Below are 24,462 nucleotides of genomic sequence, written 5' to 3'. Positions count from 1 at the left end.
AGTAGGTATAAAAAAACTTTTATGATGTATAAAAAATATTTGGAGTAGGAATGATAATTTGTCTTTGGTTTGAACTAGATGTAAAAACAAAAAGCCAACCTAAAGCTAGATTGACTTTTCATTTTATGTATAATGAAAGAGTAGGTTACTCCTCATAAATATCAAACTCTGCCGAAATAGATTTCATCAATTCAGCATCTTCAAAGTCGGCATCGGTGAGTTTAGAAAGTTTCTCGAGGTATAAATCAAACTGACCATTTTTGAAGATAGTGAGCATTTTTCCACCCTCCACGCATTTTGCCGCGTGCCATACATTTGGAGGCACCGTGATGGTATCACCAGGCTTGCCAATTACCGTTTCATCATCAAAAATCAACTCTACTTCTCCTTCAAGAATATAGAATATCTCAGTCATGATTTTATGGTGGTGACGTGCAAGGAAAAAGCCTGGTTTCAGGGTGTCTTCTACAAAACTGAGTTCCCCATTAGTGTGGTTGGACGAGAGCTTTACAAAGCAGTGATCTTGTGAATAGTTGTAGTTTTCTCCTTCTCCGTTTCTGATGACTTCTCTTTCTTTCATAGTATTTGAGTGAATTGATATTTAATTGATAATCAAAACTATAAATTATCATTTTTTAGAGAAGAAATGAACTGTTTCATAGAAAAATGAAAATATCTATTGGAAAGAGAATTATAATTCAGCTTTTAATTCACAAACCCAAATATTTCTAGTAAACTTCACTTTCCCCACTTTATCAACAGTACAGAAATCTACCATTTCAAGATTATACTTTTCTAAAATTGCCTTAATATCAGAGATAGAAACAATCACTAACCTTGAGGCGATTTTTGAGGCAGAGGCAATGATGTTTTCTACAATTTCATCACTTGAAACGGAGTAGAGGTTGTAGGGCAAATCAATAATGGCTGCATCATATTTTTGAGTAATATTCTTGATATCCTCGTTATAGACTTTTGCCGAATAACCATAATGCTCTAAGTTCTTTGTGGTATGATTGTAAGCCTTCCAGTTGATATCACATCCTTCTATGTTAAAACCGGCATAACAGCCTTCTAACATAACAGTTCCTACACCACAGCACGTATCTATTAATCTGCTTTCTTTACTACCTTTAGAGGCGATATTGACCAATGTTTTGGCCGTATTCATACTCAATGAATTACTGAAAGAACAGGGTTTGTCATTATGTTTTTGCCATTCAGCGTCATCACGGATCGATTCTCCAAAATACCAAACGTCTTCATAATTGCATAAAGCATAAGTGACCGTGGGATTGTAATAATCAGGCTCTCCGGTGATGATATAACCAATATCGCGAAGTTTATTCAGACGGGGTTTATAGCCAATTTCATCTCCTTTCAGTTTTTCATATTCCAATTTGAAGCCTTCAGCACATATATCTTTCGCCTTAATATTTTCAAGGAGTTCATCATAATTTTCAGTAGCAAAGAGAATATCAATTCTTTTCTTGATAAAAGCACTGCTGTCCGGTTCAATTTTTACATCAGAGAAGAAATGATTGCCTTGGAGTGCTTGATCAAAAAGGATTTTTGTTTCAAGCTCACACATGGAGATCTCATTTGAATTGTATTTGATGGTATATAAAAATTGTTCCTTCTGCATGGGGATATTTGAATTAATAAAAAGGCTTCATCTGACCTAATGCCAAATGAAGCCGCAAGTTAATACTATGCAGTTATACAATCAAAATCGGAAGTTTTAGACTTTCTTTTTTTTGACTACTCTGCGTTAGAATTTCATTACGTAGCATATGCTATGCTCTTCAATTCTGCCTTGATTAGTCAAAAAAATAATAATCTAACATTTCCCATTTTTAAAAGTATAATTACTTAAAATGCAGTATTACTGCTTCGATTTCAATCTTTCTTCATTCCATCTTTTAAAATCGTCCATAGCACCATCAATGGAGAAAGAATCAATTTTTTCTATTTGAGGATATTTATAAAGCGATTGGATAAATTCTCCTACCGTAGCACCTGCCTTGTAGATATAAGGGGCACGTTTTGCCAGCCAAGCCCAATAAGAGTTGGAGTCAGTGTCAGCTCTTTCATAAGGGTCTCTTCTGATATTAAAGATTTTTGGTAGTCGAAGTGGTACAAATGGTTCAGCCCATACTTGCATTGTACGTGCTCTTTGTTCCATAAATACTACTTTCCAATCGTCCATTCTGACTGCCGTTACATCACCATCATCAGACGTATAAATAAAGTTACGCCTAGGACTTTCTTTGGCTTCTCCTTTGAAATAAGGAAGCATATTGAAGCCATCTATTGTAGTTTGTACTTTTCGATTGGCATAATCTACTCCTTTTTCTAATTGAGCTTTGATATCCGTCACTCCAACAGCAGCCATTACCGTCGGCAACCAATCTTGATGAGAAACGATACCAGTAAGTATTTTCCCTTCAGGAATAGTACCTTTCCACATCACATGACAAGGCACTCTATAGGCACCTTCCCAGTTGGTATTTTTTTCTGACCTGTAAGGAGTAACTGCACCGTCAGGCCATTCATTATAATGCGGACCATTGTCTGTAGAATACATAATGATGGTATTTTCCATCACACCTAATTCCTCCAATTTTGCTAAGATCTTTCCAATATTTCGATCATGATCTACCATTACATCGGCATAAAAAGAATCACCACCTTGACCAGAAATACCTTTAATATCATCCGCTCTGTAAGTAGGGAAGTGCATCCCAACGGTATTGTACCACAAAAAGAAAGGAGCATCTTCTTTCGCTTTTTCGCCAACCCATTCAATTGCTCTTTCCGTGATTTCTCTATCCACCGTTTCCATTCTTTTCTTAGTCAATGGGCCTGTATCTGTAACTCTACCGTCGGCGTAAGAGTGGATTACACCTCTTGGACCAAATTTGTCTTTAAACCATTCGTCTTGAGGATAATCAGGGTGTTCAGGTTCTTCCTCTGCATTTAAGTGGTATAAGTTGCCGAAGAATTCATCAAAACCATGATTGGTAGGCAACATCTCGTCACGGTCGCCAAAGTGGTTTTTTCCAAACTGTGCAGTAGCATATCCTTCTCGCTTTAATAACCAAGCCATAGAAGGATGTTCAGGTCTAAAACCTGCATTTGCACCAGGTAAACCAACTTTTGAAAGGCCAGAGCGAATCGGGTTTTGCCCTGTCAGAAAAGAAGAACGACCGGCAGTACAAGATTGCTCTCCATAATAGTCTGTAAAAGCAATTCCCTCTTCCGCAATTCGGTCAATATTGGGTGTCATATATCCCATTTGACCACGGTTCCAAAATGATAGATTGAATTGTCCTATGTCGTCTCCCCATAAAATGACGATATTAGGTTTCTTGGGTGTTTTTTTCTCAGGTTTTTCACTAGCATAGGAACAAAATACAATTCCTAGCGAGAGTAATACTAGAATAGTTTTTCTCATAATTAAGGTTTTCATCTGAAATAGTTTACAGTCAAGTACCAAATTAGATTTACTTTAGCACTTAATAGATTGCGTTGATATTCTTTAGATTAAACATAATTTACCACTAATGAATTGTTAGAGGATAGAATATGTTCTACATTTAAAACAAGTACTAATCCTGTACAAGTGAATCTTTTTTTAGTGCAAACTAGTTTCAGTAATGAGAAAAATAACTACTACCTTTCTTCTTTTCTTTTTTGTAATCAATATAATCTATGCCCAAAGTGATACGCCTTGGAATGGGAAAAAATGTGCCGTTGTACTGACCTACGATGATGCTTTGAATGTACATTTAGACAGTGTAATGCCAGTTTTAGACAAGCATCATTTCAATGGTACTTTTTATGTAATGGGTGACACCGAAATTCTGAATAAGAGAATGGAGGAATGGCGAAAAGCATCCAAAAAAGGACACGAATTAGGCAATCATACTTTAGCACATCCTTGTGATGGGAGTATTGATCATAGAGATTGGGTGATACCTGAAAGAGACCTTAGTAAATACACTATTTTTAGAGCCGTCAATGAAATCAAAACAACAAACACTTTACTAAAAGCCATTGATGGAAAAGACGAGCGAACGTTCGCTTATCCGTGCGGTGATTTGACAATTAATGGAACAACTTTTTATGATCAAGTAGAAAGTGAGTTTGTAGCGGCAAGAGGAACTTTTCATGGTTTGGAATCAAGCAAGACCATTGATATGAATAATATCAAATGTTTCAGTATGCATGGACAAACAGGGGAGGAGATGATCAAGCTAGTTCAAGAAGCGGAAGCTCAAAATGCATTGGTGGTATTTCTATTTCATGGCGTTGGAGGGGAACATAGTTTGAATGTTTCTAATGATGCACACATCGAACTGATTGAGTATTTATCAAAGCATAAAAAAGATATTTGGGTAGATACAATGGTAGAAATAGCTCGTTATTTAAAAAATAAAAAGTAAACTATGAACAGAATAATCACACTTCTCTTTTTAAGTCTATTATTATGGAATTGTCAATTACAGAACAAGCCCAAAACATATGCTTTTGATCCACCTCAGATAGAGGATAAAGAACTATATGATATTGATAGTTTGCCCTTTTTCGAAACTGAAATTATGCAAGTGGCATCTACAGGTTATGAGAAAATTATATCCGATGATTCCCTGAGAGCAAGGTTTAATCATTTTATTGATAGTGTTTATAACTCTTATGAGGAAGAAGATGAAGAAGAATGGCTTGACCCTACTGACACATTGATTTCTTACCGACCTTCTATAATTATTGATACTACAAGAACCATTAGCTATCAGGTAAGTAAGTGGCATAGTTATAAGCTTCCAACTTTTTCTTATGGTAAAGAAATTTATCCTCAAAGACATCTATCTACTCCTGTATATGAAGATGTGAAAGGGTATAGAGTATGGGTTGCTAATTTATCCGATAGCATAAAATATATACTCACCCAAGATGGTGATATTATGGCTATACAAGAAGCTTTAACTCCCGAAGGAAAATGGAAACCTATAGAATATTGGGCACATAGTTGGTGTGGAAATAGCATTAGGCCTAATCCACTTTCGGGTCTAACTTACACCTATTTTACAATGCCGATTTATAAAGGAGAATACAAAACAAAAATACGACTGAAGGTAAACAATGAAGAAGAGATATTGTATTCAAATGTTATTGAAGGCACCATCAATCTAAAACAATTTCAAGAACCAAGTGAATTTGTATTACCAAGCTACAATCGAAGAAAAAGAGAAGGACGTTGGTATGGTAATATTTATTTTAATGAACGAGATACAATAGATGTTCTCTAATAAAAAAAATCCCATCAAAATGAATATCAATTTTGATGGGAATTTTTCTATATAGTAATCAAGATTAAGCTGATACAGATTCTTCTTCTGAATTGCTTACTTTAGGATTCTTTTTTCTACTTCTGATATTAAGAAGTTCAACTCCAAATGCAAAAGCCATTGCGAAGTAAACATATCCTTTAGGAACGTGAACACCAAATGCCTCGATCACTAATAGGAAACCAATCATTACTAAAAATGAAAGGGCCAGCATTTTAATGGTAGGGTTAGTATCTACAAAATTGGCAATTTTCTTAGAGAAGAATAACATCACTCCAAGCGATATGATTACGGCGGCAATCATAATTGGCAATTCTTTAACAAGTCCAACTGCTGTTAGTATTGAATCAAAAGAGAAAACAATATCAATCAATACAATTTGAACGACTCCGCTCCAAAATGACTTTACCTTTTTGACTTGCATTTCTTCTTCGTCTTCTCCCTCTACATGTGCATGAATCTCGCTTGTAGTTTTGGCGATTAAGAATAATCCCCCACCGAGAAGAATAAGGTCTCTACCACTCAGAGCTCCATCTACTCCAACAAGGTCTAAGAAAGGAATTGTAATAAGTGGATCTTCTAATCCAACAAGCCATGAAATAGAGAATAAAAGGCCAATACGAACCACTAAGGCCATCATGATGCCTAAACTTCTGGCTTTGTCTTGTTGCTCTTGGGGTAGTTTTCCACTTACAATAGAAATGAAAATGATATTGTCAATACCGAGTACGATTTCTAGTAATGTTAGTGTGATCAAGCTGATCAATCCAGCTGTTGTGAAGAGTGCTTCCATTTTAGTGTTTTAAGTTGAAATTAATAGCAATAAAAAGCTCTAAAATCAGGGCGTGATCTTAGAGCTTCTTTAAGTTTTTATAGTTCAGGAGATTAAATTTCTAATAAAGCTCCAAATAATCCTAAGTTCCTAACTTTGTCTTTAACGACCATAGTTGAGATTGTAGTATGCTGTTTTAGCAAACTTTCTGTTGTACTGCCAATAAAAGTGGCGGCAAGTGCAGATCTACCTCTTGATCCCATCACAATCAAGTCTCCGTCTTCTACTAGAGAAATGTTTGAAATGATTTTAGCTTCATTATTTCCGTAAATATCAAAATGCAGTCTTGTCTTATAATCAATATCTCCGAAATCAAATTGCTTCAAGAAGTTTTTACACCTCTTTTCTGCATGTTGTAATAATACTTGAGAGTATTCTTCTGGTGTTTTACCTGATGCAGTATAACCTGTAGGCAGGGCATACACATGAAGAATGGTCAGTTCCATATGATTTCTATTGGCAATCTGAATGGCATTTTTCATGGCCATTTTCGACATTTCAGAAAAATCAACAGGAACGATGGCTTTTTTAATTGGTACTTGAGGGTTTTCCGAAACCGTTAACACTGTACAATAAGCATATCTTGTTAAAAGACGAGCAATTGTACCACTTCCTTCAGCGATATTTTTCTTACCAGCAATAACAAGATCAACCTTGTTTTTTTGGATGGCTTTTAAAATTTTCGATGTTGGATCACTTGATTCAGAAACTTGGAATACAAATTCAATATTTCTGTCGTTTAGGTCTTGGAATTTATCGACAAGCTCTTGCATTTTCTGCATGATCATGTCTTTTTTAGTCACAAGTATTCCTTTATACTCTACTTCTTCTTTCGCTGAACCGTCTCTTATGACGTGCATAAGGATAACTTTCTGTACTAAAAATACAGGTGCGGCAGTTAGAGAATAACGCATAATGGCATCGTCAATATACGTTAGGTCTATAGGTAATAGTGCTGATAGTGCTTTGTTCATATTCTACTATTCTTCAGTAGTAAGAAGGTTGTTCCGATTAAATTATGGATTTAAATATGCAAATTACGTGCTTATTTTTATTAATTTAACATATTTATATGATTTTTGTCAATAAACCACCAATTAATTTTGAAAGATGAGGTTCAGCATTACTAGCATTCTTCAAAATTTCTGGTAAATCAACAGGTTGTAACGCCCCTTCATAGCATAAGTCAGTGACTACTGAAACGGCAAAAACGGGTAGTTTCATTTGCACTGCAACGATCACTTCTGGTACAGTTGACATACCCACTACATCAGCACCAATAATTCCTAAATATTTATATTCAGCTTTTGTCTCAAGGTTTGGACCTGTTACCGCAGCATATACTCCTTCATGTACAGGTAAATTGTGTTCTTTTACAACCTCTTTTGCCTTTTCAATAAGATCATTGCTATATGGTTCAAACATATCAGGAAAACGGTCGCCCCATTCGTTCACGTTTTTACCAATCAATGGATTGCCAAACATTAAATTGATATGGTCATTGATAATCATCAAATCACTTTTCTGGAAATTAGGGTTTATACCTCCTGCTGCGTTAGAAATAATCAAAGCAGAGATACCGAGCAGTTTTAAAACACGAATTGGGAAGGTGACTTCTTTCATATCATACCCTTCGTAATAATGGAATCTACCCTGCATTGCCACTACTTTTCTTCCATTGAGGTAACCAAAGATCAAGCGTCCTTTATGTGATTCTACTGTAGATAAAGGAAAGTGAGGTAGTTTTTCATAAGAGAGGTCATATTTGATGTCCAACTCTTCCACCAACCCTCCAAGACCGGTTCCTAATACAATACCCACTTCAGGTTGAAAACCATCACAAAGTGTTTGTACCTTTTGAACACACTCTTCTACTTTTTCTTTATATGTAATCATTTGATTTTGAATTTTTGTGTTGTGATTTCTTTTGATGATGAACAGTTTTCATCAGTTGTTTTCAGTAAAATATATTTTGTTGGGTTAGTTGGTTTTGTGTTTCCAGCTATTTAAGGAATAAAGAGAATTCCCCTATTTCCAATAACTGAAAATAGGGGAGAACTATTATTTAAAACGATTTTTTAACATGGCTAACTTATCTTGCATCGATAGGTTTTCATCATTATCGTTTGTATTTCTTCTCGTATTATTTTGGTTTGAAGGTCTCCTGTTTGTTGAATTTGATTTCCCTCTGCTTTGTGATCTTCCTTGAGAATTGCCTACTCCATCACCACTTTTCATTGATAAAGCAATTCTGTTTCTAGAGATATCAACATCTGTGACAACTACTTGTACTTTCTGATGTACTTTCACTACCTCATTTGGATCTGAGATGTAACGGTCTGCCATTTGACTTAAGTGAACAAGGCCGTCTTGATGTACTCCAATATCTACAAAGGCTCCAAAGTTAGTGATATTTGTAACGATACCAGGTAACTTCATTCCAACAGTAAGGTCAGTGATTTTTTCTACACCATCAGCAAATTGGAATGCCTCAAATTTTTCACGAGGATCACGACCAGGTTTTGCTAATTCTTTCAGGATATCCGTCAACGTAGGAATACCAACACTTTCTGTTACGTAGTTGTCTAACTTGATTTGCTTGTGAAGATTCTCATTAGACATCAACTCATTGATAGTAACTCCAAGATCATCCGCCATTTGTTTTACAATACTGTAACTTTCAGGGTGAACAGCACTTGCATCTAATGGGTTTTTAGCATCTCTAATTCTTAAGAAACCTGCACATTGCTCGTAGGCTTTTGGTCCTAGACGAGGTACTTTTTTCAATTGTGCTCTATTCGTAAATGCACCGTTTTCATTTCTGAAGTCAACAATATTTTGAGCGATGCTTGGTCCTAAACCAGAAACGTATGAAAGTAATTCTTTACTTGCTGTATTCACTTCCACGCCAACGGCGTTCACACAACTCATTACTACATCATCCAAACTTTGCTTTAATGCAGATTGATCCACATCGTGCTGATACTGACCAACACCAATTGATTTAGGGTCAATTTTTACCAATTCAGCCAGTGGATCCATTAATCTACGGCCAATAGAAACCGCACCTCTTACCGTAAGGTCAAGATCAGGAAATTCGTTTCTAGCCGTTTCTGAAGCAGAGTAAATTGAAGCACCGCTTTCATTCACAACAACGATTTCTACACCTGAAAGCCCAAGGTTTCTAACAAAAGATTCTGTTTCACGGCTTGCTGTACCATTACCAATCGCAATTGCTTCAATGTCGTGCTTTTCACATAATCTTTTTACAATAGAACCTGACTCAGCAATTTTTCTTTGAGGTTCGTTAGGGAAGATAGCTGTATTTTCTAAAAGTTTACCTTGTCTGTCTAAGCAAACCAATTTACAGCCTGTTCTGAATCCAGGATCAAGTGCCAATACTCTTTTTTGCCCTAATGGTGCCGACAATAATAATTGTCTTAAGTTTTCAGCAAATACACCAATAGCTTCTTCATCTGCATCTTTTTTAGAAACTAAACGTGATTCAGTTTCCATAGATGGTTTTAAAAGACGCTTGTAAGCATCTTTTACCGCCATTTGGATTTGCACTGCACTAGGAGTTCTTTGATCTACGTGAATGTCTTCCATTAAGAATAATGCATCTTCCTCTTCAGGAGAACAGTCCAAAGAAATGATCATTTCCTTTTCTGCTCTTCTCATAGCAAGTACACGATGTGATGGAGCATTTTTCAATGACTCATTCCAATCGAAGTAGTCTTTGTATTTAGCACCTTCTTCTTCCTTACCTGGAATTACTTTTGCCTTGAAAGTTCCTTTGTTCATGAAAAGTTCACGCATTTCAGCACGCGTTTCAGCATCTTCATTTACTTTCTCAGCAATAATATCTCTAGCACCAGCAAGTGCTTTTTCCACATCTCCTACTTCTTTTTCTGGATCTACATATTTTGCTGCTTCAGCCTCAATGTCAGTAGATAAATCTGGAGAAAGTAAAATATCAGCTAAAGGTTCCAAGCCTCTTTCCTTGGCGATGCTGGCTTTTGTTTTTCTTTTAGGTTTATATGGAAGATAAATATCCTCAAGGACAGACATAGTTTCAGCTGCAAGGATTTTATCTTTTAATTCATCCGTTAATTTACCCTGATCTTCAATACTCTTAAGAATACTTTCTCTTCTTTTATCAAGTTCTCTGAGCTGGAGTGCTTTGTCTCTAATGTCAGCAACTTGAACTTCATCCAAACTACCTGTAACTTCTTTTCTGTATCGAGAAATGAAAGGTACAGTAGCTCCTTCATCCAATAAAGCAAGCGTATCTTTTACTTGCTTCTCTGATATGCTCAGGGCCTGAGCAATTTTGTTTGTGATATTCACCATAGTATTAATTACGATGCAAAAGGGTCTTTAAAAAAGCATTTCTAACAATGCTTGACAAGCTTCTTTAAAAGTAAAAAATATACATTTTTAAGAAGGGTATAGAATGCGAAAATAAACTTTTTAAGGACCTACTCAAAATAAATTATTAAAACTTATGAGCTTATTTTAAAGGGTTTTTCTTAATATGACCGTTTACATTACTGTAAGAATTTAAGAACTTACCTACAACCCTTTAAACATAAAAAAGCCTTCAACTTCGTTATCGAAATTGAAGGCTTTTTTTATTTACAGCTCCTTAAAAGGAGATTTTTTTAATTTTCACCTGGGTTAATCATCGCACAACGGAAACCAATTGTTGCTGTTGCTGAATCTTGATCTAAGAAACGACGAGTACCTGCAGCCATCCAGTAAGCAACATCTTTCCATGAACCACCTTTGTAAACACGGATTGAGTTAGAGATGAATGAGTCATACTGACGAACATAACCGTAAGATTGGTAGTTGTAACCTTGGTTAGGACCATCCAAGTAATCGTTTTTACGAACTGGGTTTAAGTCATCCATATCAGCGTATGATAAAGGACGGTAGATATCTTCCACCCATTCTGAAACGTTACCACCCATGTTGTAAAGACCGAAGTCGTTTGGAGGGTTGTCATATACCCAAGTTGTAACCATTGCTGCGTCATTCAACTGACCACCAATACCAGCGTAGTCACCACGACCACGTTTGAAGTTGGCCATCATATCACCCATTTGCTCACCGTAAGGGTTTCTTACTGAGTGACCTGACCAAGGGTAAATACGACGTTCAGAATAGTTTTCGTCAATATCTTGTAAACCGATTAAGGCTTGTGATGCATAATCCCATTCTGCTTCAGTTGGTAAACGGAAAGCAGGAAGTACAACACCTGACTCTAAAGGAATAGACTCGCCGTTTTCAGCAGCTTCAGCCTCTTCGTCAGTACCGTTGTTAACGGCTAAGTTCTTGTTTACTACTGTTGTTCTCCAAGCACAGAAGTTTTGAGCTTGTGTCCATGTTACACCAACTACAGGGTGGAAACGGAAACCAGGGTAACGTAAGTAGTGATCAACATATTGGTCGTTGAAAGCTAATTGTTCAGCCCAAACAGTAGTATCAGGTAATGCTTCTTCTAATGAAATACCAGAAACTGAAGAATCAGAACTTACATAGTGAAGGTACTCTAACCAGTGAACGTTAGCAATTTCAGTTTCATCCATCCAGAATGAAGCAACTGATACTGTACGCTCTAAGTTGTCGCGAGATTTCATTAAGTCCTCTTCGTAAGAACCTAATACAAAACGACCACCTTCAATGTATTTCATGTTTGGTACTTCTGGCATTCCGCTATAGTCTCTTACTGAAAAACTATTGTCGTCTTTACCATTGTACTGCATTCCAGTTATTGTACTGTAACCACCTGGGTTATTTGCGTCAGGCTTTGAATTTTTGGCACAGCTAGTAACTAAAAAAGCGGTTAGTAGTACCGTAGCCAAATAAAGCAGATTCCTTTTGCTCATGATATTCAGATCTCTATTTTTTCAATGTACCCAGTACGGTACATACTAATTTTCAAAAAGTGTGTTTCATTCCCATAATGAAACCGCGACAAATACACTTTATTCAATAATTGTACCCAAAAGTCGAAGTTGTGAATATTTTTAAAAATAATGTGTTTATTTTCTTAGGTTGTCGAGTACCTCTATAGCTTTGTTTAAGTTGTTAACTTCTTCAATATTAAGGATTAAACGCTTTTTTGTTTCCTTGATTTGACAAATTTTAGGGTGGGTTTGAACATACATCAAAATTTTACCGAACTCATCTGATTGATAATATGCAGCATGTGTATGCTCTAATAAGTAGGCTTTTAACGACTCATTTTTTAGAATTAGTTTTTCCATTCCAATTTTTTGAGCTACCCAGCGCATCCTCACTGTTTTCAGTAAATCTTCTACTGGAACTGGAATTGGGCCAAATCGATCAGTGAGACTTTGAGTGAATTTCTCCATTTCTTTCTCATTTTTCAATTTGTCTGCTCTCATATATAAGTTGAGTCTTTCAGATATATTAGAAACATAAGTGTCAGGAATCAAGATCTCAAAATCAGTTTCTATAACAGTTTTTACATTGATGGTCTGTTTTTCGAGTTCTTCTTTAAACAAATTAGCAAACTCCGTTTGTTTAATTTCTTGTACCGCTTCTTCTAAAATCTGATTGAATGTATCAAAACCAAGGTCATTGATAAAGCCAGATTGTTCTCCGCCTAATAAATCACCAGCACCTCTAATATCCAGATCTCTCATAGCTACTTTGAATCCATCGCCTAAATCAGAAAACTCTTCTAGTGTAGAAAGTCGTTTTCTAGAATCTGATGTTAAAGCAATTGTTGGAGGCGTTAATAAATAACAGTAGGCTTTCTTATTGGATCTACCGACACGTCCTCTCATCTGATGCAGATCAGAAAGCCCAAACATATGTGCTTGGTTGACAATAATAGTATTGGCGTTTGGAATATCCAGACCCGATTCAATAATGTTAGTAGAAATCAATACATCGTATTCTCCTTGAATAAAGCGCATCATTATTTTCTCTAACTGAGGTCCATCCATTTGTCCATGAGCGTAAGTGACTTTTGCATCGGGGACAAGTGTCATGATTTTATTAGCAAAATGTTCAATATCTGCCACTCTATTATGTACAAAGAAAGCTTGTCCGCCTCTTAATAATTCATGGTGGATTGCATCTCTGATGACTTCATCATTTAATGTGGAAATTTGTGTCGTAACAGGTTGACGGTTGGGTGGAGGCGTTTCGATGACAGAAAGGTCTCTGGCTCCAAGCAATGAAAAGTGAAGTGTTCTTGGAATTGGAGTAGCTGTCAGCGTCAAAGCGTCTACATTTACTCTCATTTCCTTCAGCTTTTCTTTTGTCTTTACACCAAACTTTTGTTCCTCATCTATAATCATCAGACCAAGGTCTTTGAATTCCACATCCTTGCTGGTGATTCTGTGTGTACCTATTAATATGTCAATTTTTCCTTCTTTCACTTTTTTCAGAATCTCCTTTATCTGTTTTGGAGTTCTAAAGCGGTTGATATAATCTACGGTACAAGGTAGGTCACCAATCCTGTTCAAGAAGGTTTTATAATGTTGCATCGCTAGGATAGTTGTGGGGACTAATACCGCTACTTGTTTACTATCACATACAGCTTTGAACGCGGCTCTTACCGCTACTTCAGTTTTACCAAAACCTACATCACCACATACCAATCGGTCCATAGGATACGGTTTTTCCATATCTTCCTTTACCTCTTGTGTTGCTTTAGCTTGGTCTGGAGTGTCTTCAAAAAGGAAAGAAGATTCCAATTCGGCTTGTAAGTAACCGTCTTTGTCAAATTGATAGCCTTGAGATTCTCTTCTTTTCGCGTAAAGCTGAATCAATTCACTGGCAATGTCCTTGACTCTCTTTTTTGCTTTCTTCTTTTTATTTTCCCATTCAGGAGAACCTAATTTACTGATAGTAGGTTGTCTTCCTTCTTGTCCAGAGTATTTTGAAATTTTATGAAGAGCGTGCAAACTCAAATACAAAAGATCGTTGTCTCTATAAATCAAACGAATGCTTTCTTGCATTTTACCGTTGACTTCCACTTTTTCCATTCCGCCAAAACGCCCAACACCATGATCCATGTGCGTTACAAAATCACCCGCTTTTAATTCACGGAGTTCTTTTAAGGTCATGGATTTGGTCTTCGAGTACTTTTGCTTTCCTTTTGGAGCATGGAAACGCTCAAAAATCTGATGATCTGTAAAACAAGCAATATTCATTTGCTTATCGATAAAACCACCTCTTAAACTTAAGTTTAATTCCTGTACGAAAAGATCAGGTTTGATTTCCTCAAAAATAGTTTGAAGTCGCTCTAGCTGTTTTGGAAGGTCAGAGATAATAATATTTCGGACACCTTCATGTTGCTGTTTTTCTAATGTTTCTCCCAGTAAGTGGAAGTTCTTATTAAAAGAAGGTTGAGGCTTACTTTCAAAAAGAACGGTTTCAGCATTCCTCACACCTTTCTTTTTACCAAAAAGAACTTTATGAGATTTATTTAACTGTTGTGTGAAACTTTTCTTCGTTTCAAAAATTTCGTCCGGTTTATTAATTACATGCGTCCCACCGCTGACTTTAAGAATATCCTCAAATTTTTCAGTGGCTTTTTCATAGTATTGATCTATCGTATCTGTAAGCAGTTCATAATCTTTGATCCAAACTGTTGCGTCAGGCAGGAATTCAAGCATAGACTCTCTTACTTCTTGCATGAGCTTATTATGAACATTAGGAACAATAGGAGCGTGTTCTTTATTTTCCTGTGATAATTGGGTGATCGGATCAAAAGTACGGATACTTTCTATTTCATCCCCAAACAATTCTATCCTAAAAGGAAGTTCATTAGCATAAGAGTAGATATCAATGATACCGCCTCTAATTGCAAATTGCCCAGCTTCATACACAAAATCAGAAGGCTCAAAACCATATTCTATCAATAATTCTCTGATAAAAGCTTGATCAATATCTTCTCCAACTCTAGCCACATAGGTATTTTCAACCAAAGACTTCTTATTGATTACTTTTTCAGTGAGGGCATCAGGGTGAGTGACCAAAAGTGCACCTTTATTTTTGACTTCATTGAGCGTACTTAGTGTTTCCGCTCTTTGAAGCACATTTGCATTTTCTACGCTCGTAAATTCAAAAGGCTTCTTATAAGAAGACGGGAAATACAATACATTTTCTTTTGGCAATAGGTTTTGTAAGTCATTCGTAAAATAAATTGCTTCCTCTACGTCATGCATTACAAAAAGATGACAACCTTGTAGTTCATTATAAGCAGATGCAGCAATGATGGCATCCAAGCTTCCTGATAATCCTTTGAGGTAGGTGGCAGAGGGTGTATCTTTTTTTAATTGATTGAGCAATAATGCAGTATTACTATCCTTTTTATAAGCTTTGATTAATTCTTTTAATTCAATTTGACGAATGTGGTGTGACTCTCCCATGAATAACTTTTGTCCTAGTACTTAAGTGTAATGACAAAAATAGGAGAGTTGTTTTAGTTTTAATATCATTTTCTGAAATCTTTTTTTTTAACTTTGAAAGCTTAAATAAGAAATAGAAATTTTCAAATCAATTATGCTTCATAATATAAAATCAAAAAACATTTTCGGGGTATCTTTTTATCGATTCATATTGATTATGCTCTTGTATACTATTAGTAGAGCAATATTTTATGTATTCAACGCCTCGTATTTTCCAGGTGCAGATTTATTTGAATTATTTCTAGGAGGGTTGAAGTTTGACTTGCCTGCTGTGATTTATACAAACAGTGTTTTTATTTTGATGAGTTTGTTGCCAATTACAGCCCGATATAATAAAGGTTATCAAAATGTAATCAAATGGTTTGTGTATGTTGTCAATGCGATCACGCTGGCCATGAACCTTGCTGATGTGATTTTCTTCAGATTTACTTCCAAAAGAACGACAGCTTCCATCTTTGATGAATTTGCTCATGAGCAAAATGGAGCAACATTAGCCTTTAGATTCCTTTTTGTAGACTACTGGTATATGACGGTTATCTGGGTAGTCTTGATGTTTATATTTATCAAAGCTTATAGTTTAGTAAAAGTGGAAAAGCCAAGAAGAAGAATTAATATGTCTTCTTATTTGGTCAAACATATTGCACTTTTATTAGTGTGTGCTTTTCTGATTTTTGGTGGTGCACGAGGAGGTTTTGATGGTACTACCCGCCCTATTTCATTGAATAATGCAGGTGAGTTTGTGAAGAAGCCTTTGGAGATGGCTATTGTGTTGAATACGCCCTTCTCAGTATTGCGTACATTGAATAAAAAAGTCGCTAATAAGCATGAGTTCTTTACAGCAGAAGAGCTAGAGAAAGTTTACTCGGCTTATCATCAAGGAGTAAAGGGGAAGGAGAAAAAGAAGATGAATGTTGTAACGATCGTAATTGAAAGTTTTGGTAGAGAATATGTCAGTGCTTTAAATCAGAATTCTTTATCGGAAGATTACAAAGGATATACACCATTTACAGATTCGTTGATTCAGCATAGTAAAACGTTTACCAATGCCTTCGCAAATGGTAGAAAGTCTATTGATGCATTACCTTCTGTGGTGGCAAGTATTCCATCTTTCTATTCGCCTTATGTACTTTCTCATTATTCTACCAATTCCATCAATAGTATGGCGTCGGTATTGGGTAAAGAAGGTTATAAAACAGCATTTTTCCATGGAGCACCCAATGGATCAATGGGTTTTCAAGCCTTCATGAATCTTGCAGGGTATCAAGAGTACTATGGTATGACAGAATATGATAATGATGATGATTTTGATGGTACTTGGGGAATTTGGGATGAGCCCTTCCTACAGTTTTTTGCAGAGACAATGAATACTTTTGAAGAACCCTTTCATACTTCTCTATTTACACTATCATCGCATCATCCTTTTAAGATACCTGAAGAGTATGAAGGTCGATTTAAAGGTGGGCCACTTCCGTTGAATAAAGGAACACAATATACAGATTATGCTTTACAGCAATTCTTTGAGACCGCCTCAAAAATGCCTTGGTTTGAAAATACACTGTTTGTGATTACAGCAGATCATACCAATCAGGTGCATTATCCAGAATATTCTACAAGTTTAGGTCTATTCAAAGTGCCTATCATTTATTATGCTCCATCTGATGATGCTCTAGTAGGGATTGATTCTACAGTGACGCAGCAGATCGATATTTTCCCTACAGTTGTTGATTATTTAGGAGTAGATCAAGATTATGTGGCTTTTGGATCAGATGCAATGGATTCTGCTGCATTGCACTTCGCGGTCAACTTTATTGGTCCAAATGTATTTCAAGTAGTAGAAGGTGATTATGTACTGGGTTTTGATGGTAAAGAAGTGAAGTTTATGTACAACTTTGTAGCAGATAGAATGCAGGAGCATGATTTGAAAGGTACAGGTCTTCCTGAAGAGAAAAAGTTGACAGATTTGGCCAAAGGAATTATGCAAGAGTTTTCATTAAGAGCAATTGATAATAAAATGGTACCTTCAAAATAGAACGGTACAGTCGATAAAAAAGGGAAGCGGTTTGAAGTCGCTTCCCTTTTTTATTTATTTTTCCCAAGGCTTTAATTTCAACCAGCCTTTTTTATCACAAATAAACCAGCAAAGCCATACAATAGCGAATGCTGAGATGCCACCGAAAGAGACATCAACCAAGAAGTGCTGTGCCAAGTACATTCTTGAAATTCCAACAATCCATCCGTAAGTCATACCAATTGCAAACCCTTTCCAGTTGGGCATAATCAACATAAACATGGCACCAATTACAAAACCTGTAGTAGAGTGTCCAGAAGGGAAGGTGTCAATAAGGTGAATATGTACGTCTAAAATTTGAGTGAAAGCGTCCTCTCCGTGAAGTCCTGCAGGTCTTAAAGCGAATTCAGTTCCTTTTAAAATGATTTCTTTGCCTACATATACAAAGATACCGTGAAGGGCAGAAGCCATTACCAATACTGGCCAGTATTCTTTTCTAAGCCATAATAGAATGAATAAAAAAGGAATTAATGCCAGACCATCACCTAAGTTGGTAGTGTATTTAAAGAAATAATCAAAAAACGTAGTGTGGTTGTCATTCAATAAATGCACACACCAAGCACTCTGCGTTTCTTTTGTAACTATAGAAATTATGTAAGGGATAAACATGACCAAGATGGAATAGGTCAATAGTTTTGATTCTTTACTCTGTTGCATATTCTTATCTTTCTTAATGATGGTGCAAGTACTAAAGTAAAATTAACTTATCACTAGTTCTTTATTATTTTTTGTGAGTTCAGTGCTAAAAAACGAATGAATAGTATTTCTATCTAACGTTTTTTGAAGATCATAACCGCAAAATAAGAAGTGGGAATAGTGTAAAGTGCTTAATGTTTAGTACTTGTATTATTTTTTTAATTTAAAATGCTGGGTTTATATATTGTTAGAATTGACAATAACGCTTAGTTTTCTTCCTTCATTAATGTCAAATGTAAGGGGAAATTCCCATAGGTCCGGTTCTCCGTCTCTGTGCCCATTAATTTCTAAAAGACCTTTTGAAGAATGAATTTTCAGTCTCTTTGTCTTGAAGTATTTTGAACGGGGGGCTTTGTGGATGTTTTTAAAAAACAATCGCATTCCCCAATTCATAGCCGTAAACAAAGAAGGTTTTCTTAAAAGAGTGACATCCAGATGATCATCATGAATGGAAGCCAATGGTGTAATCATAGCCTCATTACCGTATTGTGCTGCATTACCTACGGTGATCACAAAAGCACTTTCCCTTTCCGTTTTATCATCATACTGAATAGTGTATTCTCCAGTCTTGTAACTACCATACTCTGTAAATATGGCTTTCACATAGTTGGATAGGCCTCTTCCGCTCATTTCACTAAAAACATGAGAAATGTGTGCGTCAAAACCGATGCCTGCAGTACAGAAAAAATTTTTACCGTTAATAGTAGGAGTGTCGATCTCTTTCGTTGTAAAGCGGTCAATACACAAAGCAGCATTTTTTGTATTCATTGGAATTTTTAAATGCCTTGCTAGTCCATTACCAGAACCTGTAGGAATAATGCCGAGGGTTTTACTGGTGTCAAGCAATCCCTGTGCTACTTCATTGACTGTGCCGTCTCCACCAACTGCCACAATGATATCATAGCGTTGACTTAGATCTTTCGCTAATGCAGTAGCATGCCCTGCATGTTTTGTATACTCTATATGTACTTCGTGATTTTTCTGATCCAATACTTCTTTTGATAGAAGTGCGGCTTTTTTAGCTTTTCCTTGCCCAGAAATAGGATTGGCAATAAGGACAATCTTTTTCATACATTTCAGTTTTAGTGTGTGATGAAAGAGACGGAAGGTTATAAATAAAAAAAGCGATCTCCTTAAAGAAGATCGCTTTTGTCGGGATGGCAGGATTCGAACCTGCGACCCCCTGGTCCCAAACCAGGTACACTAACCGGACTGTGCTACATCCCGAACGATGCGGAGAGTATGGGATTCGAACCCATGCATCGGTTTCCCGATGACGGTTTAGCAAACCGCTCCATTAACCACTCTGGCAACTCTCCATAAACGATTTTGTTTGTCATTTCTGACGCCCTTTCCGTTTAATGCGATGCAAATATAAGCGGTCAAATTCCATTATTCCAAATCAAAATCCATAAAAAAGTGTTAATTAAATTTAGGATTTATTCATTGATCTGATATTCAATGATTAAAAAGTGCAATTTTCTTTTACCTATTCTATTGCATCAATAAATCTTTTAAATTAGCAGATGATATTAATGAACAAATTTATTCTATTTACATAAAGTATGACGTTAGCAAGGGAACTCGGAGGGTTAGAATTTGCACTGATTGCAATATTTTTCCTGTTTTATTGCCTCTATCTTTATAGAATCCTTAGAGCGCGTAAATCTTTTAGAGCAAAAGGTGGCGCTACGCTGTATAAGCTTATTTTAAGAACCATTTACTTTGGTCTTTTTATAGTGGCTTTGTTGGGACCTTCTTTTGGAGAGATGAAAAAAGAAGTGAAAGCTGTGAGTAAGGATATTTATATCTGTGTGGATTTATCAAAATCAATGGATGCAACAGATATTAAGCCTTCCCGCTTAGCGAAATTAAAATTTGAATTAAAACAGATTGTAAAGTCTTTCAATTCGGACAGAATCGGTTTGATTGTCTTTACAAGTGATGCCTTTTTACAATGTCCTTTGACATATGATGGCAATGCCTTGAATATGTTCATAGAGACCATGTCTACGTCTTTGATTTCGAATTCAGGTACAGACTTTGGTCCTCCGCTAGAAATGGCAATCACGAAACTGGAGGATGCAGAAGAAGGAGTGCCTACAGCAAAAAAGGCTTCAAAGGTGATTATCTTGGTCAGTGATGGAGAAGATTTCGGAGAGGATACTGAAGATATGGTGAAGGAAATCAGGAATCAGGAAGTGAAATTGTTTACCATGGGTATTGGTACTGAGACTGGTTCTAAAATTCCAGCAGGATACCGTTTCAAAAGAGATAAAATGGGCAATGATATTATCACAAAATTGAATTCATCTTCATTAGAAAGACTTGCTAAAGTAACTGGTGGAGAGTATTTTGAGATCAGTGATAAACAAAATGATATTAACCGATTGATCAGTTCAATCAACAAAATAGAAGGAGAATTGAAAGGTTCAAAGATGGCCGATGTTTCAGCTAATAAGTATTATTACTTCTTAGCAATTGCAATGTTGTTGTTAGGTTTGGACGTGATCTTAGCGGTGAGAGTGATTAAGATTTAAAGTTTAATTTCTTCTTGGAAATAAGAATCCCTTTGATTTGAGCGAAAAATAATCAAAGGGATTTTTTTTATGCAATACCAGCTGAGGAAAGCATACTTACTTGGTTCATGTACACGTAAGAGTACAAACCTATTAAAATGAGTGTAGGGTGAGGTGTTGAGATCGTTATTTTGCCAGAGGAAAGTGATGAATGATACGATGCATAAACACGGTCTTCATCATCTACCAAATCCCATTTTGAAGTGAAAATATTTCTAGTTTTCCACTTATAGGATTTTCCATCCAATGTTATTTTAGCTTTACCCAACAGTTTGGTATAGGTCAGTTCACCAATTACTTCATTTGTATTTAGGTCAATAATTAATGAGTCACTATTCCAAATACTCTTGTTTTCTACACAAAATTCATTGTTGTATAATGTCACTTTCGAGTTTTTAGACATCATACTCATGTCAAGGGAACCGATAATATTATTGTCTTCGTACACTTTGATTTTATTACTAAAAGTTCCGCTTTTCCATGTTAGTTGTTTTTCAGTATTCATAGTTGAGAGAATAATAGTTAATGAGTTTTAACGAGGGAACTAAAAGAAAGGTTTTTAAATGTAAGTTCTTTTGGTATCAAGAATGCTTTTATTTCTCTAATTTTTAACCTGATAATCAGGTTTTTAAGTGGTTTTTAGGGCTTAATGTAAGTGATCTAGAATAAAAAAGAGGTAAATGATGTTGTGGTTGTAAACATCATTTACCTCTTTATGAAATCTATTAATCTAGTAAAACTAATACTGAAGTTCTTTTTCTTTGACTTCAGGTTTAGTGCTGACTTTACTCATTTTGAATCTTCTCACTGTAGAGATGATTGTACCAATAGTCAATAGAATTGTGCCTATCCAAAGTAAATTGATAAATGGCTTTTCCACAGCCTTCATGATCACCCAATCTTTCTGAGTAGTTTCAGCAGAGAAAACAAACTTATTCTCTTTTGGTTTGATTTCCTTTAATGCCACTCTAAGACCAAGTTCTCTATTGGTGTCAGAAATAATTCCAGCATCCCAATCTTCAGTGACGCCACCCATTCCCATTCTTTTCACTTTTGTCAAAATGTAAGAAGGCTTAAGGTCGATGCTTCTTCCATTTCCGACTAATACACGTAAGTTGGCTTGAAGAGCCACATCTTCTTCCTTTATTACATACCCAGGAGCTTTCTCAAGTGGTTTTACACCATCAAAGATCACAACATAGTCATTAAGGAAAATAGTGTCGCCTAAGGACATGTTTAAAGCTTCTTCTTCACTCCACTCTATTTCCTCTTCGTCAACAGCAAGGTTAGTAATGTGAGTGTACATGTCTTTATTCCAGAAAGAGGCAATATCTGGAGATGGAATAGGTCCCATCTGCTCATTGTCTTGAACTCTTGGGAACAATGAGAATGATTTACCTTTCTCATCAGTATATTCAATCTCGTAGTAGATATTCTCATTGTAAATCTGGATCTCGTCACCTGCTTTTGCAATAGTTTCTCCATTAGAAATAAGGTCTTCCATTACAATGGCGTGGTAAGGATCGTTGATTTTAGCTCTTACTTTCTCTTTGTCAAAGTAACCAGGAATATCTCTTGAAGTCAAACGTGGTCCTTTATACGTTAATAAGTAACGGTCCATTTTCTTAGGCTGACCTCTGAAAAGTAGTACGTTTTCTTTATTCATTTCTTCAGGGAATTCACTGTTATAGATTCTGCCTGAAAGGTTTAAAGAAACCACTTTTTCAAATCCACTAGAACTTAAAATACCTAAGAGCATTAACGCAGCGCCAATGTGTGATACTGCACCGCCTGAAATAGACAGTTTCAGTTTAGTGTATTGGATCAATACCTGAATGTTGGCCACTAATGAGAAAATAGAAGCCGTTAGTAAAATAATATAAGTTGGCTGGTAAACATTACCCAAAACAATAATTGCTGCCGCACCAATCAGAGTGGCAACGTAAGGAATGGATAGTGTATTCCAGATATTTTTCTTATCAATTCTGACCCAGAAGAAGTACTGTGTAGTACCTGAAACAATCGCAACTGCAACGGCAAACCAAAGCTGAAACTTAGTGTAAAAAGCAACTGCGTCTGCAGGAGGAGCAATATTGGATTGAATTCCGAAGTTAGAAACCAGTGCATTCCATGCAGGAATAGACGTAGGAACCAAAACTTGGAAACTCATCAAGGTCAATGTAGTAGCACCAATAAAGAACCAAAATTCACTGCTGTATACACTTGGTTCATCTTTATCTTTAGGCATTTCACTCCAGCGTACAAAGAATAATACAAGAGCAATTGTAGTGAAAAATACTAAATACAATAACAGCTGTCCAGATAACCCTAAGTCAGTAAAAGAATGAACCGACGCTTCTCCCAATACTCCACTTCTTGTTAAGAATGTAGAGTATAAAACAAGGATAAATGCCGATACTACTAAGATCATACTTGTTTTTAAGGCTGTATTGCTCTTATGTTGAATAACCATCAAGTGAAGTCCGGCTAGAAGAATTAACCAAGGTACATACACTGCATTTTCCACGGGGTCCCAGTTCCAGTAACCGCCAAAGTTAAGGGTTTCATAAGCCCAGTAAGCCCCCATCATAATTCCTAAACCTAATACGGAAACAGCAAGAACAACCCATCCCATTGCAGGTTTTACCCATTCTGAATACTGTTTTTGAATCAACGCGGCAATCACATAAGCAAAAGGAACAATTGTCAACGCAAAACCCATGAATAAGGTAGGAGGGTGAATAACCATCCAAATATTTTGAAGTAATGGATTCAAACCTGTACCATCTTCAGGAACGAAATTAGGATTGCTTGCAAATACTGGTGCTTCAATCGCATCTCTTAAAAGAATGAATGGAGAAGAACCGATTTTGCTTCCGAAAACATCAATCCCCAATACCATTGACATCAAAAAGGCCTGTACTGCTGCAATAATAAACATTACATTGCCTTCCCATTGATCGCCCTTTTTTATCACAAAAATACTGACAAGCACATGCCAGAAAGACCAAACAAGGAAACTACCTTCCTGTCCTTCCCAGAAACTTGAAACAATATAATATGCTGGTAGATTATTGGATGAGTGGCTCCATACATAGTGGTATTCATAGTAATGATTGAAAATCATATAAAATAGAATACATACAATACTGAAGACTGAGAATCCATGAAGGAAGAATGTTCCTCTGGCTAATTTCAGCCATTGATTCTTTTCAACTGAATTATTTTCTATAGCAGAAAGCCTATATGCAATGGCCGAGAGAATTGCTCCGACAAATGCTACGATGATCGATGTGTGTCCTAAATCACCTATAAAAGAGTGGATCATTGTGAATTTTGTTTGAAATGTAGGTGGTTATTAACCTAAAGGCAAAATTACAAAAGAGGTTAGTTAACCCCTAATCGAATGAGCGTATTAACGTTCTTTTGATTTTAAATAATAAAATGAAGTAGAATTGCTGTAGGCAAAAAATGAATT

The 24,462-nt window shown here is 36.1% G+C and carries 17 protein-coding genes and 2 tRNA genes; 4 read left to right on the top strand and 15 right to left on the bottom strand.

Annotated features, from left to right (window positions below; all coding sequences use genetic code 11):
* Nucleotides 1-145 precede the first annotated feature (145 nt).
* The 3 genes from AVL50_RS07120 to AVL50_RS07110 form a co-directional block, all read right to left on the bottom strand.
* Complete coding sequence (locus tag AVL50_RS07120; RefSeq protein ID WP_044207664.1) at nucleotides 146-580, bottom strand: cupin domain-containing protein; 435 nt, start codon at nucleotides 578-580, stop codon at nucleotides 146-148.
* A 111-nt stretch (nucleotides 581-691) separates the two neighbouring features.
* A complete protein-coding gene (locus tag AVL50_RS07115) occupies nucleotides 692-1,645 on the bottom strand; it encodes a TRM11 family methyltransferase (protein WP_062615792.1) in 954 nt (317 codons plus the stop codon).
* A 240-nt stretch (nucleotides 1,646-1,885) separates the two neighbouring features.
* A complete protein-coding gene (locus AVL50_RS07110) occupies nucleotides 1,886-3,472 on the bottom strand; it encodes an arylsulfatase (protein WP_253764260.1) in 1,587 nt (528 codons plus the stop codon).
* A gap of 187 nt (nucleotides 3,473-3,659) precedes the next feature.
* Between AVL50_RS07110 and AVL50_RS07105 the strand changes: the two genes are divergently transcribed.
* Nucleotides 3,660-4,448 (top strand): polysaccharide deacetylase family protein, encoded by a 789-nt coding sequence (locus AVL50_RS07105; RefSeq protein ID WP_062615790.1) that lies wholly within the window; start codon nucleotides 3,660-3,662, stop codon nucleotides 4,446-4,448.
* A gap of 3 nt (nucleotides 4,449-4,451) precedes the next feature.
* A complete protein-coding gene (locus tag AVL50_RS07100) occupies nucleotides 4,452-5,312 on the top strand; it encodes a hypothetical protein (RefSeq protein ID WP_062615789.1) in 861 nt (286 codons plus the stop codon).
* A gap of 64 nt (nucleotides 5,313-5,376) precedes the next feature.
* On the opposite strand, the gene AVL50_RS07095 is transcribed toward AVL50_RS07100, so the two are convergent.
* The 6 genes from AVL50_RS07095 to mfd form a co-directional block, all read right to left on the bottom strand.
* On the bottom strand, nucleotides 5,377-6,144 hold the full coding sequence (locus tag AVL50_RS07095) for a TerC family protein (protein WP_062615788.1): 768 nt from the start codon (nucleotides 6,142-6,144) through the stop codon (nucleotides 5,377-5,379).
* A 92-nt stretch (nucleotides 6,145-6,236) separates the two neighbouring features.
* A complete protein-coding gene (locus tag AVL50_RS07090) occupies nucleotides 6,237-7,157 on the bottom strand; it encodes a universal stress protein (protein WP_062615787.1) in 921 nt (306 codons plus the stop codon).
* 94 nt (nucleotides 7,158-7,251) lie between these two features.
* Complete coding sequence (locus AVL50_RS07085) at nucleotides 7,252-8,079, bottom strand: purine-nucleoside phosphorylase (protein ID WP_062615786.1); 828 nt, start codon at nucleotides 8,077-8,079, stop codon at nucleotides 7,252-7,254.
* A 165-nt stretch (nucleotides 8,080-8,244) separates the two neighbouring features.
* Nucleotides 8,245-10,536: a Tex family protein gene (locus tag AVL50_RS07080; RefSeq protein WP_172826783.1), complete on the bottom strand. Its 2,292-nt coding sequence runs from the start codon at nucleotides 10,534-10,536 to the stop codon at nucleotides 8,245-8,247.
* Between the two features lie 311 nt (nucleotides 10,537-10,847).
* Nucleotides 10,848-12,077: a gliding motility lipoprotein GldJ gene (gldJ, locus tag AVL50_RS07075; RefSeq protein WP_062615785.1), complete on the bottom strand. Its 1,230-nt coding sequence runs from the start codon at nucleotides 12,075-12,077 to the stop codon at nucleotides 10,848-10,850.
* Between the two features lie 156 nt (nucleotides 12,078-12,233).
* Nucleotides 12,234-15,602 carry a transcription-repair coupling factor gene (gene mfd, locus AVL50_RS07070; RefSeq protein WP_082795702.1) on the bottom strand — a complete coding sequence of 1,123 codons (3,369 nt, stop codon included), beginning with the start codon at nucleotides 15,600-15,602 and terminating at the stop codon, nucleotides 12,234-12,236.
* Nucleotides 15,603-15,798: 196 nt separating this feature from the next.
* Here mfd and AVL50_RS07065 point away from each other — a divergent pair, with 196 nt between their 5' ends.
* Nucleotides 15,799-17,670, top strand: a complete 1,872-nt coding sequence (locus AVL50_RS07065) for an LTA synthase family protein (RefSeq protein ID WP_062615784.1) — start codon at nucleotides 15,799-15,801, stop codon at nucleotides 17,668-17,670.
* A gap of 54 nt (nucleotides 17,671-17,724) precedes the next feature.
* Here the strand turns inward: AVL50_RS07065 and AVL50_RS07060 are convergent, their stop codons facing one another.
* The 4 genes from AVL50_RS07060 to AVL50_RS07045 form a co-directional block, all read right to left on the bottom strand.
* Complete coding sequence (locus tag AVL50_RS07060) at nucleotides 17,725-18,366, bottom strand: phosphatase PAP2 family protein (protein WP_082795701.1); 642 nt, start codon at nucleotides 18,364-18,366, stop codon at nucleotides 17,725-17,727.
* Between the two features lie 216 nt (nucleotides 18,367-18,582).
* Nucleotides 18,583-19,476, bottom strand: coding sequence for a diacylglycerol kinase family protein (locus AVL50_RS07055; RefSeq protein WP_062615782.1), 894 nt, complete (start codon nucleotides 19,474-19,476; stop codon nucleotides 18,583-18,585).
* Nucleotides 19,477-19,557: 81 nt separating this feature from the next.
* Nucleotides 19,558-19,632, bottom strand: a tRNA-Pro gene (locus AVL50_RS07050).
* Nucleotides 19,633-19,639: 7 nt separating this feature from the next.
* Nucleotides 19,640-19,724, bottom strand: a tRNA-Ser gene (locus AVL50_RS07045).
* A gap of 246 nt (nucleotides 19,725-19,970) precedes the next feature.
* Between AVL50_RS07045 and AVL50_RS07040 the strand changes: the two genes are divergently transcribed.
* Nucleotides 19,971-20,945 (top strand): VWA domain-containing protein, encoded by a 975-nt coding sequence (locus AVL50_RS07040; protein WP_062615781.1) that lies wholly within the window; start codon nucleotides 19,971-19,973, stop codon nucleotides 20,943-20,945.
* Nucleotides 20,946-21,012: 67 nt separating this feature from the next.
* On the opposite strand, the gene AVL50_RS07035 is transcribed toward AVL50_RS07040, so the two are convergent.
* Both AVL50_RS07035 and ccsA read right to left on the bottom strand, forming a co-directional pair.
* Complete coding sequence (locus AVL50_RS07035) at nucleotides 21,013-21,489, bottom strand: hypothetical protein (protein WP_062615780.1); 477 nt, start codon at nucleotides 21,487-21,489, stop codon at nucleotides 21,013-21,015.
* Nucleotides 21,490-21,723: 234 nt separating this feature from the next.
* Nucleotides 21,724-24,312 (bottom strand): cytochrome c biogenesis protein CcsA, encoded by a 2,589-nt coding sequence (gene ccsA, locus AVL50_RS07030; RefSeq protein ID WP_062615779.1) that lies wholly within the window; start codon nucleotides 24,310-24,312, stop codon nucleotides 21,724-21,726.
* Between the last annotated feature and the right edge of the window lie 150 nt (nucleotides 24,313-24,462).

The sequence above is a fragment of the Flammeovirga sp. SJP92 genome, from assembly GCF_001583495.1.
Classification (GTDB): Bacteria; Bacteroidota; Bacteroidia; order Cytophagales; family Flammeovirgaceae; genus Flammeovirga.
Note: the sequence above shows the minus strand (reverse complement) of the source record. Positions and strands in the feature narration are given on the sequence as shown.